The organism is Collinsella sp. LCP19S3_B6 (assembly GCF_052121815.1).
In the GTDB taxonomy this organism is placed as follows: domain Bacteria; phylum Actinomycetota; class Coriobacteriia; order Coriobacteriales; family Coriobacteriaceae; genus Collinsella.
Genome location: NZ_JBQKDN010000011.1, coordinates 67,706 through 85,579, shown reverse-complemented (window position 1 = coordinate 85,579; position 17,874 = coordinate 67,706). Strand labels below are relative to the sequence as shown.

Sequence of the window (17,874 nt, the reverse complement as noted above, 5' to 3'; positions counted from 1 at the left end):
CAACAACGTGGCGAGCTATGCCGCGCGTCACGGCAATATGCCGCGTCCCTTTGCGCTGGTGTCCAAGAGGACCGGCATGCCCAATGGCTCGGCACTCATTAACGGTTGTTTCGCCAGCCTGGTGCTGCTGCTTCAGATTCCGCTGGGCGAGGGCTCCGACGTCTTTTGGGTTTTCTTCTCGATGAACGTCGTCTTCCTGCTTATGAGCTATATTCCGATGTTCCCGGCGTTTTGGCGCCTGCGCAGATACGACGATCGCCCGCGCGTGTTCCGCGCGCCCTTCGAGGGCAAGGTGCTCGCGGTGGCACTTGCGATTCCCGTGGCGGAGCTTGTGCTTTCGATTGTCGCCACGATTGTGCCGCTCAACAGCTCACCCGCCGAGATGGCAAAGTTGCCGATTCTCGTGGGCGTGGTAATCGGTGTGCTGTTGGGCGAGGTCTCGCGCCTCATATCGCGCCGCGGCCGCAGCGTCGATAATCCCGGCGTTGGCGTGTATAGAAAACGCTAACCGTGAGGGGCTTGGCCCACCGGCACGGGGCTAAAACCGGGGCTGCTTCCAAGTTAATAAATTGTTGCGAGGATTACTACGGCAATCGTGAAGGTTATGCTAATGGTTGCGCTGGTCGAGTGAAGAGGTGAGCTTAGGCGCAAAGTAGGGGACGTGTCCCAGGTAAGGGCAGCTGTCGTTGCGCTCATCAACGATGCAAAGAACGTTATCGTAGGTCATGGTTGAACCGATTTTGGCGATGGCCTTGGCGGCAGGCGCGACAATAATCTTGAACGGTGCAATTGGCACCATGGTATTTCCTTTCGATCTTGGCATTCGTTGGATTTTTTTACCACAACCGTATTATGGAATCAAGTGGGTTGTGCGGGGAATGAGGGTCGTATGAGCTTCGCATTTTTTATCTACACGATTCTTGTCATGGGCGTTGGATTGGTGACGGCATCAACTGCGCTCGTAATATGGCTCATGACTCGTCGACGCGATTGTTTGGCGGCGGCCGCGGGTTTCCTTCTCTATATCATCGATATGTCGGTGATCTTCTTTGATGAGTACAACCGGCTCAAATATGACTATACGGTGACGTTTAATGAGCCGCTTCAACACCCGTTGCTGCGCTGTGCGCTGGGCGTGGCGATTCTTGCGTGCGTATGGCTTTGGGTAATGTTTCGCTTGCACGACGAGGTGACCGTTAAGCGAGTTGCCGCATATGTCGTACCGATCGCCGTGCTTCAGCTTGCTCTGGTGCCTCGTACTGGCTTTGCGGGCCAGATTCAGCAATATCTTTTTTGGCTTGCGCGCGATTTGGGAATGGCATTCTGCTTGGTATATGCTTACGCCCGCTATCGCAAGACGGAGAATAGAGCTGAGCGGCTCGATCTTGAGCGCTCTCGGACGTTCTTTCGCATAGCCTGCGTGCTTACCGTGATGGTGGTTATCGAGGATACCTATATGATCCTATTCTGCACGCCTGACGTTGACAACGTGATGGTGAGCGCCTTTTTATGGTATCTGAGCGAGCGGAATATCTCAGAGAATTTATTGTTTGTGGCTGCAGCCGTTCAGCTATTTAAACAGTTCAGCCATATCTTACGTGCGTTCTCGCGTCATCCTCGTGCCGATGAAGAGGTAGCGACAGAGCGCCGTGATGCACGGGAGGACCTTGTCTCGCGAGTTGTGATTTTCTCGGACGAGTATGGGCTTTCAAAGCGCGAACAGGAAGTGCTTACACTCGTATTGCGTGGACTCGATGTCCAAAAGATTGCTAATGAACTTGTGATTAGTCCGGGTACCGTCAAGGCTCACCTGCATCGCATCTATGTAAAGAGCGAAGTCAAGGCGCGTGACGACTTGATTGAGGCATTCTGGCGCTCGTGAGGCTGGAGCGGTCCGGCTGATGGTGTATCGCAGACCGCTCGGCGTAAAGAAGCGACAATAAACTTAGACAATAAAATACCTGTTCAGACGTGTAAACCTGCTTAATCCGTCCGTTCGCTCGGCTCCATCTTGTCAGCTTGTGCTGGAGGTGCGTCAATGGGTGTTGACGCGGGGCGTAGGGCGCTGGACAGACGCCCAACTGCCTGTAGGCACGTGTCACGGGGGGCGGCAAATGCTCCCTCACCGATTGGGCGCGACGTATTGTGGCGCTTATCCATTGTCCTGTAACGTCTGAGGAGGCTCATATGGACAAAGCGGATTTAGTCATCAAAAGTAATGCTGTGTTCACTGGTGACGGGCTGGCACCGTTCAAGGGCGGCGTTGCTATCGCGGGTGACAGAATTGTTGCGTGCGGCGAAGATAAGTACCTCGACGCTTTTATCGGGTCCGATACCGAGGTGCGCGACTATGGCGATAAGCTCGTCATGCCTGGCATCATCGATTCGCACACTCACTATGTCCAGGGCGCCTTTTTGTCCGATCCCGATTTCTCCGTCAATCTCATCGATTGCACAAGCTTCGAGCAGTGTATGGAACGCGTGCAGGCGTTTGCCGAAGACCACCCGAACAACGAGTGGATCGTGGGCTGTCAGGTTATCCAGTTCCAGTGGGACGTGCCCGAGATGCCTACGGCGGCAATGATCGATGAGTACATTTCGGACCGTCCGGTCTTTTTGCAGCAGGTTGACATGCACACGTTTAGTGCCAACACCTGCGCAATCGAGAAAATCGGCGTTACTGCTGAAACGCCAGACCCATCAGGCGGCAAGATTCTTAGGGATGAAGCTGGCAACCCCACTGGGGTCTTCTCGAACAACGCGGGAGCCCTTTTCATGGATGAGGTATACAATCCTGCCCCCGAGGTGGCTAGTGCTTCCTTAGCAAAGACCGCGCATCGCGCCAACGCTCTCGGTATTACGACAGTCGGCATGGTTAACCCCACTTTTGTGAGCATGGATAACCCCTATAAATTCCTCGCGGAACTCAACCGCAAGGGCGAACATCCGTTGCGCGTGTTCATGTACACAGACCTTTTTGAGAACGAGACCATGACGCTCGAGGAGATTCGGGCGAAATACGACTTCCCGGGCACGCAAGTCGAGTGGCATGGCTTTAAGCAGTTCATTGACGGCGTGTGCTCCGATCATACTGCTTGGATGCTCGAGCCCTATGCTAATGCTCCCGAGACCTGTGGCGAGCCGGCTGAGGAACCAGAGCGCGTGCGCAAAGCCATCCTTAAAGCGCTTGAGTGGGGTGTCGACACGCGCATCCATGCCATAGGCGATCGTTCCGTACGCTTTATCCTCGACTGCTTCGAGGAGGGTGAGAAGCGTTACGGTCTTATGGGCTGTCGTCACTCCATGGAGCACAACGAGACTGTTCAACCTGAGGATTTGCCGCGCTATGCGGAACTCGGCGTTTGTCCGGCTATGCAGCCGTGGCATATGCTGCTTGATATGGCCGACTTGGCAAAGGACGACGCCGTTGGTCCCGAGCGCGCGGCGCTCTCGTGGCCAATTCATAGCTTGCTTGCGAGCGGTGCCTGCGTGCATCTGGGCTCCGACTTCCCGGTCGTGGGGCTTGAGCCTATGGAGGAAGTCTATGGAGCGGTCTATCGCATGCTCGAGGATGGATCTAATCCTGAGGGTTGGTTCCCTGAGGAGCGAATCACTATGGCCGAGGCCCTGCGCGCATACACCTACGGCGGCGCCTATGCTATGCATGCTGAGGACCGCATCGGCACACTCGCCTGCGGCAAGCAAGCCGACATCTGCGTACTCGACCGCAATCTCTTTACCTGCGAGCCGGCAGACGTTCTCGGCGCCACAGCTGAGCTTACGGTGGTCGCCGGTAAGGTCGTCTACGAGAAGTAGCCCCACAGTCTTTCAATCTCTCAAGGAAAGGGGAGAACCATGGCAGAAGAAACAGCCGCTGTCGTTGGGGAGGAGCACGAGCTCGCCTCAAAGCCGATTCCAGAACTCGTGCGCCGCTACACAATTGTGACCGGTCAGGGCATGCTCGCGCAGATCATTATGGTCGTGCTCGAGGGTCTCGTGATGGGCTGGGGCCTGGGCTCTCACGGTCTTGCTTGCGTCTCGATCATCATGTCTGTCGAGTACATCAATCTGGCCTTCGGCAACCTCTTCGGTACGGGCGTACCGGCCGTCGTGGGCAACCTGCTCGGCGCCGGCGACATCAAGGGGGCGAGTAAGGCATTTAGCCAGGGTTTCTGGCTCACGACGATTGTTTCGGTCCTGCTCGCCGTCGTGATGGCAGCCCTCACCGAGCCCATCTGTGCATTCTTTGGCGCAACGCCCGATATCATGGCTGACACGGTCGCCGGCGTGCGCACGTTCGCCGTGCTATTACCGCTCACAGTCATCGGCCAGATGGTCACCGCCGTTATGCGCGTCGATGAGAAGGTCCAGGTCTCGGCAAATCTCATGACCGTATCTGCCATCGTTGCCATTTGCTGGCTTGCGCTCTCGACTTTCGTACTCAAGCTCGGCGTCATGGGTGCCGGCGTGTACTATGGCCTGTCCATTGGTATCTGGGCCATCGGCATCTTCTGGTATGTTGGTGGCAAGAAGTCTCAGCTCCAGATCAACCTGGTCGATCTCAAACTCGACATGGGTATCTGCGGGCAGATCGTTAAGATCGGCTTCCCGTTCTTCCTGGTCCAGGGTGCGACATTTGTCTTCAATACCGTTGCCAACTCGCTGCTCGGCACGCTTGGCGGTGACATGGGTTCGCTCTACATCGCTGCCTTCGGCGTAATCAACGGCTACATTCTCTACATCACCATGATGGTCGCCCAGTGCTTCTCCTATGGTCTGCAGCCCATCGCTGCTTTCAATGCCGGCGCCAAGGCCTGGGCTCGACTCAAGGAGACGCTCTCCTGCACACTCAAGTATCAGATTGGTGTGCTGCTTATGGTCACTGCTGTCCTGTGGGCGGCTGCAACGCCGGTCTGTGCGTTCTTCGCGGGTTCCGACCCGGCACTTGTCGAGGTCGCTGCCAGCGCTACACGTATCGTAGTCCTGGCCGTCGCGCTTGGGTACCTTGCGATGACCATGTCCATATACTATCAGGCGGTCGAAAAGGTCGGCGTCGCTACGTTCTGCGGCCTGCTCCGTTACGTGATTTGTTCCGTGCCGCTCATGTACTTGCTTGGCGGTATGATGGGTGCGCAGGGCGTTTGGATTGCCTTGGTTGCAGCCGATGCCATTACCGGCCTGGTTTCCATCGCACTTGCTGCAAAGGAACAAAAGCGCCTGAATGGGTTCATGGCGTAGTCTAGGGCTTATAGGACATAATGTGTGTCCACGTTGGGGGTATCGGCGCAGGCCGATGCCCCTTTTTCAGCCGTTTGAATTTCGTGCCCGCTTTTAACTGCTCGGACAGAATGTGTGTACTGTTGCCTATCGTTCCCTCAGGTATATAACCTTTTCCGGAACCGTTAAATACCCTTTCGGAGGAGGTGTCCATGAAGGCCGGCTATTGCCCTTACTGCGGCGGTCGGGCCAAGCGCAACGGCAGGACCTCATCGGGGTCCCAGCGGTGGAGGCGCACGGCCCGCGGCGCGTCGACGACGGTGAGGTGCGACGACACCGCGACAAGGTGTCGGCGGGGACGCTGTTCACCCCTCCCTCGATCACGTTGCTTGACCGCGGACCATTTCAGGCAGATGGCATTATCGAGCGTGGGCGTTCTCGTAGGCACCTTTAATCTCCTCCGGCAAATTGTCGGGAATCAGCACCTTCACCCTATCCTCGTTGCCATCTTGGATCGCCTGCTCATAGTACCAGCATTTGAACCTCAGCATGTCCAGCGCGCGGTTCATCTTCGCGATCTCCGACTCCATGTGGGCCTTTCGCTCTTTGAACATGGCCTTGCGCTTGGGATATGTCGACGGGCCCTCCGCGCACCATTCCATGAACAGCCGGATGTCCTTGATCTCCATCCCCGCCTTCTTCAGGCATTCGATGACTCGAAGCTCCTCGAGTTCCGTATCGCCGAATCGGCGAATGCCCGACGCCCGCTCCAATCCTGGGAACAGCCCCTGCTTGTCGTAATACCGCAGCGTGGAAACGGGCAGACCGAACATCTCCGCTACCTGTCCGATTGTGTACATGGTCCCTCCGGACAAATCTCGAATTCACTCCTTGACCTAAAGTCAGGTTTAGGTATTACCTTCATTCTCGTCAATATGAATCGCGAGTTCAAGGGGTATTCCGTAATGAGCAAAACGGTTTTGATGGTCTCTTCAAGTCCTCGAAAGAATGGCAATTCCGAGACGCTGGCGGATGATTTCGCCAAAGGCGCGCGCTTGCCGGAACGGTTTTCGCCGGCGGCGTGAACGGTGTGGGCGATATCGCCGGACATCCCGCACTTGAGCAAGCGCAACGAATGGGCATGGGAGTCTAGGCGCGGCTCAGCTGCGCGGAAGCAGTTTTGCACTCAAAACCATCGACAGGAGGAATCAAACATGACGATTAAGCAGACAGCGGGCAGAGATACCCTGGGGGACTTTGCCCCCAAATTCGCACAGCTCAATGACGATGTGCTGTTCGGCGAGGTGTGGAGCCGAGAAGACGGGCTCTCCCTTCGAGACCGCAGCGTGGTGACGGTGGTGGCCCTGATGGCGCAGGGGCTGACGGACTCTTCGTTCCAGTATCATCTGATGTCCGCAAAGAACAACGGGGTGACCAGGGCGGAGATAGCGGAAATCCTTACGCACGCGGCGTTTTACGCGGGATGGCCCAAGGCGTGGGCGGCCTTCCGCATGGCGAAGGAGGTCTGGGCGGATAGCGATGCCGCCGACGCAAGAGCTAAGCATCAAAACGAAATGGCCTTTCCCGTCGGTGCCCCCAACGACGCATTTGCGAAGTACTTTATCGGGCAAAGCTACCTCGCGCCCCTTTCCACCGAGCAGGTCGGCGTCTACAACGTGACGTTCGAGCCCGGCTGCCGCAACAACTGGCACATCCATCACGCCAAGAGCGGTGGGGGACAGATCCTCGTCTGCGTGGCCGGTCGAGGGCGTTACCAGGAATGGGGCAAACCGGCACAGGAGCTGCGCCCTGGCGACGTGGTAAATATTCCCGCGGGCGTAAAGCACTGGCACGGAGCCGCGTCCGACAGCTGGTTCTCCCATCTCGCGGTGGAGGTTCCGGGCGAGGAGGCCTCTAGCGAATGGCTGGAGCCTGTGGACGACGAGCAATACCTTAAAGCGACCGACAAGGAGGCTTAGGCATGGAGCAGCTGAAACTGACGCAGGAATGGGACAAGGTCTTCCCCAAAAACGACAAGGTTGAACACAGCAAGGCGACCTTCCACAACCGATACGGCATCGCGCTGGCTGCCGACGTCTACGTGCCGAAGAACGCGGAAGGCAAGCTGCCCGCTATAGCCGTCAGCGGTCCGTTTGGCGCGGTGAAGGAGCAGTCCTCCGGTCTGTACGCGCAGAAGATGGCGGAGCTGGGCTTTTTCGCAATCGCTTTCGACCCGTCCTATACCGGCGAGAGCGGCGGCACGCCTCGCTATGTAGCATCGCCGGACATCAACACAGAGGACTTCTGCGCAGCGGTGGACTTCCTTTCTGTGCAGGAAAGCGTCGATCCGGAGCGCATCGGCATCATCGGTATCTGCGGATGGGGCGGCATGGCAGTCAATGCGGCGGCCATCGACACCCGTATCAAAGCTGCCGCGGCTATGACCATGTACGACATGACCCGCGTGACCGCAAACGGCTATTTTGACGCCGAGGATTCCGAGCAGGCGCGCTTTGAAAAGCGGAAAGCGCTGAACGCGCAGCGCACCGAGGACTATAAAAACGGCAGCTATGCGCTGGCGGGCGGCGTGGCCGATCCGCTGCCGGAGGACGCGCCGCAGTTTGTGGCGGACTATTACGCCTACTACAAGACTCCGCGAGGCTACCATCCCCGCAGCTTGAACTCCAACGGCGGCTGGAATGTGACGTCCTCGCTGTCGTTTTTGAATATGCCGATTTTGCAATATAGCAGCGAAATCCGCTCTGCTGTATTGCTGGTGCATGGCGAGAAGGCGCACTCCCGCTATTTCAGCGAAGCCGCGTACGGCAAGCTGACCGGGGACAACAAGGAATTGCTCATTATCCCCGGTGCCAGCCACACCGACCTTTACGATCAGATGGACATCATTCCGTTTGGAAAGCTGAAGGCATTCTTTGAGGAAGTAGATACAAGCCCTCGTCAATTGCATTTGCCCAGGTCAGCAAACGGGAATAATAAAACGCGATAATCGGTTTCCGCAGGTTCGGTAACCCCGAATGCCGTCGAATGACGCCGCGAACCTTGCCGTATTCGAGCATGCAATTATTCCCCTAACGGTTCTTCCTGGGCGCCGATTTCATACGGGAATAATGGAACAGCCTCCGAAAAAACAGGAGGCTGTTCGCAAGAAAGCATTAATTTACCTGAGGAAATGTCAGAAAGAGGCCTTCCAGTCGGCGTAAGCGGTCTCGTCGACTTCGCCGTGCTCGAGCTCTTTGCGCTTTTTCGCCCTGGACTTGATTGACTGCGAGAGCTTTGGGGCATACGGCGCCTTGGGGTCGACCGCCAGGCCCATGCCGTCCTCGCTGGGCACGAGGCCGTAGCTCTCTTCCAGCTGCAGCAGCAGGGCCATGAGGTCGCGTGACGTCTCGACTCCGTAGTCCTTGAGCGCGCCTACGGAGACCTCGAGCTCCTTCGCGATCTCCTCCAGCAATTCGGACTTCACCGCGCGTATGCCGCTCTCGTAGTGCCTGATCGCGCCCTCGGTGAGCCCCACGGCATCGGCGAGCTGGGCCTGCGTCAGCCCCTTCGCCTTGCGGTGCCGCCGAATGTTGTCGCCTGTCGCCATGTGCCCTCCTGTAGATTCATTGGCGTCATTTTATCAGCGTACGCAAATGTACGCGATTCCATTGACGGCACGAATGTGCATGGAGGGATCTGTGCACACGATTGTGCCAAACTTTATGAATGAGCGGTTAAACCAGGATGGTGCAGCTGCCTACAGTGGCTACTTGTTACCTACGGACGCCATGGGCCCGCATTATCTACCGTAGGGGATTGGGGACAAATCCAAGCCTTCTGTGAGCCTTTACAAAAGCTCGCGAAGTCTTTTTGTCCAAAGCGCGAAAGTGCCGTTCTCGACGCATCTTCCGAAATCGACGCGCTCGCACCAGCGATCGGATCTCGCGATTGCAATCATCGAGGCCACGACCAGCTTCGCATCTGCTTTGGAAACGTCCTGGTTTACGATCTGTTCGATATCGAGTTCCAACCCATGTTGCGCCAGAATATCGCCATAGCATTTGTATTCGGGATATGCTTCCGCGAAGGCGTATACGTCGTGCAGAAAATCGCGCTTTGCATCCCTTATGGCTTGCAGCCACTTCTTGTGATCGCCGTCAGCCTTACCGTCTTCGAGCCCTTGGCCGACCCCTTCGGCACTCGGCAGATTGTAAAAAGCCAGCATCGCGAGGCCTTCCGTCTCGGTCGGGCCATCGTAGGTTTCGCCGGTCTCCGGTCTCATCTCCTCGCAGCCGAATTCGTCTGCCAAATACTTCAATAGTTTTTCGAAACCTTTGGGATATGCATTAGAGCCCCCGTGCGAGCCGTGCCCATCGAAGAGGCTCCATTGTTCGCCGTCGAGCACCGGTGAATCGTAGTAGGTGAACCAATCGTCGGTGCCAAGATCGCGGAGGAATGCCATGAGCGCATCGACTTGCGTCTTGTCCAATATCCCCTGGTTCTCTCCCTGCTCCAAAAGATGCGACTGGCTGTGGCGGAAAGAGTAAGCCTCTCCGTCTTTGCTGATCTCAAAGGAGGAGTGCCCCTGAAAAAACCCGCCTATGCTGAAGCTGAACACGTCATTATCGAATCCACGCACCGGCCCCTCCGTTCTTTGGTTTCCTGCTGCGTATGTGCACTTGCCCTCATGCGTATTTAATTGGCGTCATTCTATCAGCGTACGAGTTTGTACGCGATTCTATTGAAGTACGGATACGTACGATTATTCTCGGGAATATCAGCGTATATATTCGTGCGAATAGACAGGAGGTCCAAGATGGAACAGCCTGTTGCGCGGACGCAGCGGGTGCTGCGCGATTCCATGAAAGGGCTTTCGGAGCGGCTCCTCGCCGTGTGCGACGCCGATGAGCTTGATGCGGACCTCCAAAGGCAGCTCGCCCTGGTCATGGAGATCTTCAACGGGTTCGGCGAGGTGCCACTGTCCGGAAAGCGCGCAACGCGCAAGAAAGGGCCCAGACGATCTCTTCGGGATGCCTCGGCGCTAACCTGGGCTACGCCCTCGTCGAGCCGCCGCGACACACCGTGACCTTGCATGAGTAGACTCGCCAGCAGAACTCGGGATCGTCTTCGATGCCGTCTTCTCCGAAGCAGGATACTTCTCTGACGCGGCATGCGAGCCATTCGCCGCCGTTAAGGTTTTCGAGAGCTTTCTGGAATAGCTGGTCGTCGTAATCGTGGTAGGGCTCGTAGGGAACTGTGGATCCATCGGCCAGGTGGAACCTGTAGCCCCATTCGCTGATGTCCTCCGAGCACGGACGCACCTCGAGAAGGTCGCCCTCCTTGAGAGAGGCCGCCGACCTCTCGAGGTCCACGTCGCGCTCGGTTTCGCCTTCCTCCCAGGTGGATTCGGACCAAAGGTCCGCTATTCCGATCTTCTTGACGCCCAGCGGAGCGTCGTCCAGGAAATCGTCCGGAGTCACATCCCTGAGGAACGCCTTAGCACCCCGGATAGCGATGGCCTCCTCGAGCGTCCGCGCCTCCGCGTATTCTTCCGTCTCGTAATCTTCGACAGTGAACTGCTCACCCTCGTATTTCTTCGGCCTTGGCAGGCCGAGATCCTTGTCGTTCATTCATCCCGCCTTTCTCGGTTTGCCTGCGGTTACTCGCGGATCTGACTCTTTCTAGTTGAGGCATGAAAGAACCGTCGGCGATTCCGCTTGCGATGCCGCCGACACCTCGCATAATAGCCCGCAGATGCTCGCACTCCTTTTCGCCACTCATTATCTCACGGCCACATAAAGCGCAGGAGGCGTTGAAGCACGTGAAAGGGTGAATCGCGACCGCCCCTCAGTCGGCCTGCATGGTTCCGACTACAGGAATCTCTGATAACTTCCACTCCTCAGCGTAGAGGACCTCGTTCTGGGCCTCCAAAATGCGCGCGGCGTCGCCGATGCGCTCGACGCATAGGGCAGGAAGAGGTTCAAGGTGCGCCCCGGGGCCCTCATCGAGCCCCAGCTCGCTATCTCGGGGACGGAGTACCTTTTCATCAACGAGGTGCAAAACGTCGAGGGCTTCGAGGACGTCCTCAACGAGTTCCGCACCGAAGGTGGCTTCTCCATCTTCATCACCGGGTCGAACTCCTACCTGCTCTCGGGCGAACTGGCTACGAAGCTAACCGGGTGCTACATCGAATTCGAGATGCAGACGCTGGACTTTGGCGAGTATTGCCAGATGAAGCGCTTCTTGGGACTGCTCGTGAGCCCGAACCCGGTCGCGGAATTCGATGCCTACATCCTCGGGGGGGGGCTTCCCGAAGGCAATGGATTACCCCGGGCTCGCCGACAAGCGCGCTTACGTCACGGCGGTAATCCAAGAGATCTTCGAAAAGGACGTCCGTAGGCACGTGAAGATCAAGAACGTCTCCGTGTTCAACCAGGTGCGCGAATACGTCATCAACAACTTCGGCGCCATCATGTCGCTTAGTAACATCCAGTCCGACCTCGAGAGCAAGCGGGGCGTGAAAATCAAACGCGAGACGCTTGCGCGATACCTCCAAACCTTCGAGGACGCGGAGGTCGTCAGCAAGTGTGCCCGCTTTGACCTTAAGTCGCGAAAATCGCTAAGGGGTGAGCAGAAGTACTACCTGGCAGACCTGAGCTTCTACTTCGTCCTCAATACAGACAACCGCATCAACTACGGGCCTGTCCTCGAGAACATCGTCTATCGCTACGCTCGCGTGCGGGGTTACAAGGTCAGCGTTGGACGCATTGGAAAGCTGGAATGCCTTGCTGCAAATGGCAATCAATGCCCACGATGCTTCTGCTTGCGCTTCAACTTCCGCTGCTCGAAGCGCGCCTCCGCCTCATCCGCGCGACGCTGACTTCTTGCTTGAGCCGACTCCCGCTTCATCGCTTCCCGCTGTGCCGCGAGCGCCTGTTGTGCCTTGGTGCTCACCGCGGGCCGTTTAAGGGCTTTCGCTGCCTCGCGAGCACGCCGCTTGGGGTTCTTCGCGGGCTTGCTTGTCTCAGTGGCCTTGTCGCCGAAGAACGAGAGCTTCTCCCATTTGCCGACAACGAATTGCAGGATCTCCTCATCGGACGGCTCCGCGCCGAAGACGATGCGGGCGACGCCGTATCTGCCGTCCTCGACATGCTCCGTCAGCCCGACCCAGAATTGGCCGTCGTGATATACGGTCAGGGTGGACGACACACTGATCTGCATGGTTGGTTCCTCCTTTATGTAGATGACCATGCAGAGAAGGGACAACCAAGGAGGCAGGTTACTGATGCGGACCCCCGCACGCCCACGACTACCCGACGGGGACTGTGTTTTTATCTCTGGTAGTTGGATTGTAGCACGCGCAGACGTGCCCTTCATCGCTGGCGACATGACATGGTTGGGGCTTACCACCCGACGCGCCCTTGCGCATATCGTCTTCTCGGTTTCGAAACTTTAAAAGACCTTGAGTTTCGAAACCGCGAAGGAGAGTTTAAGCAAGAGACGTCGTTAGCTCTGAGTCGACGCTCGAGAAGGGGCTCTCGTCGCTTCTGTCCATCAGGGATGCATTCACGAAGGTCCTCATCGCCCGCACGAGGCGCGGGCCTTATACCCGGGAGGGCGTTCTCGTGCTGGATCTCGCGAGGTGACTGCTCGGCGAGCAGGAGTTCTGAGCGTCATACGGGGATATCGCTCGATAGGGCACGCAGGGCCGTTTGTGCTCGCACGGGAAACGTCGTCGCCGTATGGGCGGCCAGTCGCATCCGATTAGTCTTTTGTTAAACAGACCTTTCGAGTGCGCACGAAGTGATTGCGCCAACAACAAAGCCCCAACCTGCTCGCTAACTCATGGGCAAGCCACCTGAGACTACTCATTTCCCCTACTAGCAATGAAGGCCTGCGACCTGCAGTTTTGCAAACTGCTTGAAAGGCGCCTGCGTTGATTCGCTTCCTATTGCAGCTGGCGGCTCGCACACGAAAAGGCACTTGAGTTTCAAAGCGGGCGTTTTCGTCGATATCGAACCTCTAAAGGCTGTCCGCCGTGCCCTTTGGAATGAATGATGGGCTTATGCCTGTTCCGCTTTATGCGACATTTTGTCTATAGGGATGATACTGCTGTAATGCATGGGGCCCGGAGCGCGATGTTGCTGCGCTCCGGGCCCCGCTGCTTTGTAAAACCATGACGGTTTGGCTGCCGTCGTCCTAGTCAAACAAACTCGGCATGTCGTTTTCTTTCATGAGGGCACCGGCGGAGGGTAGACTCTGCGCGGTGAACTTCTCGGCCGAGACGCCGGCGCCAAGGATTTCCTCGGTCGTGCCGACGGTGGTGACCGAGCGACCCTTCTTGGCGGTAAAGGCCTGGACGCCCTGCGTGTTGGTGGTCGTCTTGGTCTTGAGCAGCGACGTGTTGAAGTTCATCAAGCGGTAGTCGCTCGAGACCAGCGCGATGTCGCGGTCCTCCTTGAGCACCTGTGCATACAGCAGTTTGCTGCCGCCGTAGATGGCGTTCTTGAGGCGCTTGCGGTTGGTCTTGGTAACGTATCCAGAAAGCGCGACGCGCACCACGCGGCCGTTCTCAAAGACGAACAGCACGTCGGCCTTGTAGTCCTCGGGGTCGATGACCCAGATCACGCTCTCGTCGGGTTCCATCTCAAGATCGGTGGGCAGGTACGAGCCCAGCTGGGCCGACTTGGTGTCCTCAAACGCTGCGACCTTGCACTTGTACACCTGGCTCTTGTTGGTAAAGACCAGCAGCTCGTGGGTGTTGGAGGACGGGAACTCGATAAAGGGTTTGTCGCCGTCTTTGTACTTGAGCGTGGCCGCCTTCTTGAGCACGCGGTCGGTCATCTTTTTGAGATAGCCCTCGCGCGAGAGCATGATGGTAACCGGATATTCCTCGACCTCGGGCTCCAGGCTTACCTCGATAACCTCATGGGGCTCAATCCTGCCCGTGCGGCGCGGCATCACGTACTTTTTGTTGACCGCGGCCAGCTCGTCGCTGATGACCTTCTTGATGTTGTCCTCGCTGGAGAGGATCTCCTCTAGCTCGGCAATCTCGCCCTCAAGCTTAGCGATGTCCTTGGTACGGTTGAGGATGTACTCCTCGTTGATGTTGCGGAGCTTAAGCTCGGCAACAAACTCGGCCTGGGTCTCGTCGATGTCGAAACCCTTCATAAGGTTGGGCACGACCTCGGCCTCGAGCTTGGTGCCACGGATGATGGCGATGGCCTTGTCTATGTCGAGCAAGATCGCCTCAAGACCGTGCAGCAGGTGCAGGCGCTCGGACTTTTTGCCCAAGTCAAAGTTAATGCGGCGACGCGTGGACTCAATACGCCACTTGACCCACTCGTGCAGGATCTGGCGTACGCCCATAACGCGGGGGTAACCATCGACCAACACGTTAAAGTTGCATGAGAACGAATCCTGCAGCGTAGTCGAGCGATAGAGCTTGGCCATGAGCTTGTCGGGGTCGACACCGCGCTTAAGGTCGATGGCGATGCGCAGGCCCGAGAGGTCGGTCTCGTCGCGGATGTCAGCGATCTCCTTAACCTTGCCTTCTTTGGAGAGCTTGACGATGCGATCGATGATGACATCGGTCTTGGTGGTGTAGGGGATCTCGTAGACCTCGATAATGCGCTCTTCGGGAATCCAGCGCCAGCGGGAGCGGATCTGGAAGCTGCCAAGGCCGGTCTCGATAATCTTTTCCATCTCCTCGCGGCGGTAGATAATCTCACCGCCGGTCGAGAAGTCGGGCATGGGCATGTACTCGAGCAGGTCGCAGTTGGGATCCTGCAGGTAGTGCATGGTGGCGGTGCAGACCTCGTTGAGGTTGAAGCCGCAGATGTCAGACGCCATGGCGACGCCGATGCCCTTGTTGGCCGAGACAAGGATGTTGGGGAACGTGGTGGGCAACAGGCGCGGCTCCTTCATGGCGCCGTCGTAGCTGTCGACAAAGTCGACCGGGTCCTTGTCGATGTCTTTGAAGATCTCGGCACTGATGGGGGAGAGCTTGGCCTCGGTGTAACGCGAGGCGGCGTAGCTCAGGTCGCCCGAATAGTACTTGCCAAAGTTGCCCTTCGACTCCACGAAGGGGGCGAGCAGCGCCTCGTTGCCGGTGGCCAAGCGCACCATCGTCTCGTAGATTGCGGCGTCGCCGTGCGGGTTGAGCTTCATGGTTTGACCCACGATGTTAGCGCTCTTCTGGCGCTCACCTTTGAGCAAGCCCATCTTGTACATGGTGTAGAGCAGCTTGCGGTGCGAGGGCTTAAAACCGTCGATCTCGGGGAACGCACGCGAGACGTTGACGCTCATGGCGTAGGGCATGTAGTTGACCTCGAGCGTCTGCGTGATCGGCTGATTGGTGACCTCGGAGTGCAGGCCGATGACGTTCTCGGCGTTGACCTGCTTTTTCTTTGGCTGGTTCTTCGTCTTCTTCTTTGCCACGATTTCCTCTTGAACTTCTTATGGGCCGTCGTTATCGATTTGCTGCTACTGCAGGTCCAGCTGGTCCAGGTATTCCTTGCCGTGCTCCGAGATATGGCGCTTGCGGCCCGCCTCGTCGCTGCCCAGCAGAAGGTTGAACATGGTCTCCATCTTGGTGACGTCTTCGGACTCCACCTTGATCAGACGACGCGTCTCGGGATTCATGGTGGTGAGCCACATCATGTCCGGGTCGTTCTCACCAAGACCCTTGGAGCGGTTGATGGAGCACTTCTGGTCGCCGATCTCCTTAAGAATGCCGTTCTTCTCGAGCTCGGTATAGGCAAAGTAGGTCTTTTCTTTGCAGTTGATCTCGTAGAGCGGCGACTCGGCGATATATACGTAGCCTTCGTCGATAAGCGTGGGCACCAGGCGATAGAGCATGGTGAGCACGAGCGTACGGATGTGATAACCGTCGACGTCGGCGTCCGTACAGATGATGACCTTGTTCCAGTTGAGGTTGTCCAGGTCAAAGGCGCCGAGGTTCTTGATGCGCTTGTCCTTGATCTCCACGCCACAGCCCAGCACGCGCATGAGGTCCATGATGATGTCGGACTTAAAGATACGCGGATAGTCCTCCTTTAGGCAGTTGAGGATCTTGCCTCGGACGGGCATAACGCCCTGGAACTCGGCATCGCGCGAGGTGCGAATGGCGCCTGCTGCCGAGTCGCCCTCTACGATGTAGATCTCGCGGCGGCTCTTGTCCTTGGAGCGGCAGTCGATGAATTTCTGCACGCGGTTGGCCATGTCGGTCTTCTGCTGCAGGTTGGTCTTGATGCTCTGGCGCGTCTTCTCGGCATTCTCGCGCGAGCGCTTGTTGATGAGCACCTGCTCCATGATCTTGTTGGCGGCATCTTTGTTCTCGATCAAGTAGGTCGAGAGGCGCTCCTTAAAGAATGCCGTCATGGCCTGCTGGATAAAGCGGTTGTTGATGGCCTTCTTAGTCTGGTTTTCGTAGGACGTCTGGGTGGAGAAGCAGTTGGTCACCAGCACCAGACAGTCCTGGACGTCCTGCCATTTGATGCCGCTCTCGTTTTTGTTGTACTTGCCCTGTTGCTTAATGTAAGCATCGATGGCGCTGGTCAGGGCGCTGCGGGCCGCCTTCTCCGGCGAGCCACCGTTCTCGAGCCAGGAGGAGTTGTGGTAGTACTCCTGCATCGTGAAAGTGCGCGAGAAGCACATGCAAGCAGTGATTTTTACGTTGTAATCGGGCAGATCCTCGCGATCGCGACCGCGACGGTCGGCCTCGATAAAGAAGGGATCGGTAAGGTAGTCGGCACCGACCTTCTCGAGCACGTAGTCCTCGATGCCCTTGGGATAGCAGAAGTCCTCTTCGGAAAACTCGCCGTCGTCGCCCTCGATGCGCAGCCGGAAGGTCACGTTGGCGTTGACCACGGCCTGGCGGCGCATGGTCTCGCGATACCATTCGTGGGGGATGCTGATGGAGGTAAAGACCTCAAGATCGGGGCGCCACTTGATAGTGGTACCGGTGCGGTCCTCGTCGCTGGGCTCAACCTCGAGTGCTTTCTTTTTGGCGCCGACGACCTTGCCCTTCTTAAAGTGCAGGGAGTACTTGTTGCCGTCGCGCCAAACCGTGACGTCCATGTATTCGGAGGCGTACTGGGTTGCGCACGAGCCCAGGCCGTTGGTGCCGAGCGAGAAGTCGTAGTCGCCACCCTGGTTGTTGTTGTACTTACCGCCGGCGTAAAGCTCGCAAAAGACGAGTTCCCAGTTAAAGCGCTTCTCGGAGGGGTTCCAGTCAAGCGGGCAGCCGCGGCCGTTGTCCTCTACCTGAATGGAGCCATCGCGAAAGGCGGTAAGGGTGATGAGCTTGCCGTAGCCCTGGCGCGCCTCGTCAACGGCGTTGGACAGGATCTCGAAGGCGGCATGCGCGCAGCCGTCGAGCCCGTCCGAGCCAAAGATGACGGCAGGGCGCAGGCGTACGCGCTCCTCGTCCTTGAGCTGACGAATACTGTCGTTACCATAGTTTGCGGTGTTTTTTGCCATGCTCGCTCTCTCGATGCTCCTTTGCCACGTTTTAGTCATATAGATAGTCAAGGTAGCATAGCCCAGCCCTTGGGCGATTCCAACCAACACGAAATCCATCGAACAATCGTTCGGAGTTCGATGGGGATTCGTCTACTCGCACAAAACCGAGTCGGTTTTGTGCGAGTAAGTTTG

16 protein-coding genes and 2 pseudogenes are annotated in these 17,874 nt (G+C 57.3%); 10 read left to right on the top strand and 8 right to left on the bottom strand.

Going from position 1 to position 17,874, the window contains the following annotated elements; translation table 11 throughout:
* Positions 1-508: pseudogene (locus ACTQWD_RS05735) on the top strand (amino acid:proton antiporter); the annotation flags it as partial.
* Between the two features lie 99 nt (positions 509-607).
* Here ACTQWD_RS05735 and ACTQWD_RS05730 read toward each other — a convergent pair.
* Positions 608-799 (bottom strand): hypothetical protein, encoded by a 192-nt coding sequence (locus ACTQWD_RS05730; RefSeq protein WP_441554646.1) that lies wholly within the window; start codon positions 797-799, stop codon positions 608-610.
* Positions 800-889: 90 nt separating this feature from the next.
* Between ACTQWD_RS05730 and ACTQWD_RS05725 the strand changes: the two genes are divergently transcribed.
* From ACTQWD_RS05725 to ACTQWD_RS05710, 4 genes and pseudogenes are all read left to right on the top strand, one after another.
* On the top strand, positions 890-1,882 hold the full coding sequence (locus tag ACTQWD_RS05725) for a helix-turn-helix transcriptional regulator (RefSeq protein ID WP_441554645.1): 993 nt from the start codon (positions 890-892) through the stop codon (positions 1,880-1,882).
* A 305-nt stretch (positions 1,883-2,187) separates the two neighbouring features.
* Positions 2,188-3,816, top strand: a complete 1,629-nt coding sequence (locus tag ACTQWD_RS05720) for an amidohydrolase (protein ID WP_441554644.1) — start codon at positions 2,188-2,190, stop codon at positions 3,814-3,816.
* A 39-nt stretch (positions 3,817-3,855) separates the two neighbouring features.
* Positions 3,856-5,238, top strand: a complete 1,383-nt coding sequence (locus ACTQWD_RS05715; protein ID WP_441554643.1) for an MATE family efflux transporter — start codon at positions 3,856-3,858, stop codon at positions 5,236-5,238.
* A gap of 191 nt (positions 5,239-5,429) precedes the next feature.
* A pseudogene (locus tag ACTQWD_RS05710) lies at positions 5,430-5,552 on the top strand (transposase-like zinc-binding domain-containing protein); the annotation flags it as partial.
* A gap of 84 nt (positions 5,553-5,636) precedes the next feature.
* Here the strand turns inward: ACTQWD_RS05710 and ACTQWD_RS05705 are convergent.
* Complete coding sequence (locus ACTQWD_RS05705; protein ID WP_441559482.1) at positions 5,637-6,077, bottom strand: MerR family transcriptional regulator; 441 nt, start codon at positions 6,075-6,077, stop codon at positions 5,637-5,639.
* 354 nt (positions 6,078-6,431) lie between these two features.
* Between ACTQWD_RS05705 and ACTQWD_RS05700 the strand changes: the two genes are divergently transcribed.
* Both ACTQWD_RS05700 and ACTQWD_RS05695 read left to right on the top strand, forming a co-directional pair.
* Positions 6,432-7,196 (top strand): carboxymuconolactone decarboxylase family protein, encoded by a 765-nt coding sequence (locus ACTQWD_RS05700; protein WP_441559481.1) that lies wholly within the window; start codon positions 6,432-6,434, stop codon positions 7,194-7,196.
* 2 nt (positions 7,197-7,198) lie between these two features.
* Positions 7,199-8,224 carry an alpha/beta hydrolase gene (locus tag ACTQWD_RS05695; protein ID WP_441554640.1) on the top strand — a complete coding sequence of 342 codons (1,026 nt, stop codon included), beginning with the start codon at positions 7,199-7,201 and terminating at the stop codon, positions 8,222-8,224.
* A gap of 186 nt (positions 8,225-8,410) precedes the next feature.
* Here ACTQWD_RS05695 and ACTQWD_RS05690 read toward each other — a convergent pair whose 3' ends face one another.
* Entirely contained in the window at positions 8,411-8,824 is a 414-nt protein-coding gene (locus ACTQWD_RS05690) for a helix-turn-helix domain-containing protein (RefSeq protein ID WP_441554639.1), read from the bottom strand.
* A gap of 240 nt (positions 8,825-9,064) precedes the next feature.
* Positions 9,065-9,856, bottom strand: a complete 792-nt coding sequence (locus tag ACTQWD_RS05685; RefSeq protein WP_441559480.1) for a hypothetical protein — start codon at positions 9,854-9,856, stop codon at positions 9,065-9,067.
* 177 nt (positions 9,857-10,033) lie between these two features.
* Between ACTQWD_RS05685 and ACTQWD_RS05680 the strand changes: the two genes are divergently transcribed.
* Positions 10,034-10,303, top strand: a complete 270-nt coding sequence (locus ACTQWD_RS05680; RefSeq protein ID WP_427729255.1) for a hypothetical protein — start codon at positions 10,034-10,036, stop codon at positions 10,301-10,303.
* Here ACTQWD_RS05680 and ACTQWD_RS05675 read toward each other — a convergent pair.
* A complete protein-coding gene (locus ACTQWD_RS05675; protein WP_441559479.1) occupies positions 10,269-10,847 on the bottom strand; it encodes a hypothetical protein in 579 nt (192 codons plus the stop codon). The genes ACTQWD_RS05680 and ACTQWD_RS05675 overlap by 35 nt on opposite strands.
* Positions 10,848-11,202: 355 nt before the next feature.
* Here ACTQWD_RS05675 and ACTQWD_RS05670 point away from each other — a divergent pair, with 355 nt between their 5' ends.
* Positions 11,203-11,616, top strand: a complete 414-nt coding sequence (locus ACTQWD_RS05670) for an AAA family ATPase (protein WP_441559478.1) — start codon at positions 11,203-11,205, stop codon at positions 11,614-11,616.
* Positions 11,617-11,620: 4 nt separating this feature from the next.
* A complete protein-coding gene (locus ACTQWD_RS05665; protein WP_441559477.1) occupies positions 11,621-12,097 on the top strand; it encodes a DUF4143 domain-containing protein in 477 nt (158 codons plus the stop codon).
* Here the strand turns inward: ACTQWD_RS05665 and ACTQWD_RS05660 are convergent.
* The 3 genes from ACTQWD_RS05660 to ACTQWD_RS05650 all read right to left on the bottom strand — a co-directional run bounded on the left by ACTQWD_RS05660 (position 12,019) and on the right by ACTQWD_RS05650 (position 17,700).
* Positions 12,019-12,438 (bottom strand): YjdF family protein, encoded by a 420-nt coding sequence (locus tag ACTQWD_RS05660; RefSeq protein ID WP_441554634.1) that lies wholly within the window; start codon positions 12,436-12,438, stop codon positions 12,019-12,021. The two genes, ACTQWD_RS05665 and ACTQWD_RS05660, sit on opposite strands and share 79 nt — an antisense overlap.
* A gap of 978 nt (positions 12,439-13,416) precedes the next feature.
* On the bottom strand, positions 13,417-15,657 hold the full coding sequence (locus ACTQWD_RS05655) for a DNA gyrase subunit A (RefSeq protein WP_427794287.1): 2,241 nt from the start codon (positions 15,655-15,657) through the stop codon (positions 13,417-13,419).
* A 45-nt stretch (positions 15,658-15,702) separates the two neighbouring features.
* The gene (locus ACTQWD_RS05650) at positions 15,703-17,700 is read right to left on the bottom strand and encodes a DNA gyrase/topoisomerase IV subunit B (RefSeq protein ID WP_441559476.1); all 1,998 of its coding nucleotides are present in this window, start codon (positions 17,698-17,700) and stop codon (positions 15,703-15,705) included.
* Between the last annotated feature and the right edge of the window lie 174 nt (positions 17,701-17,874).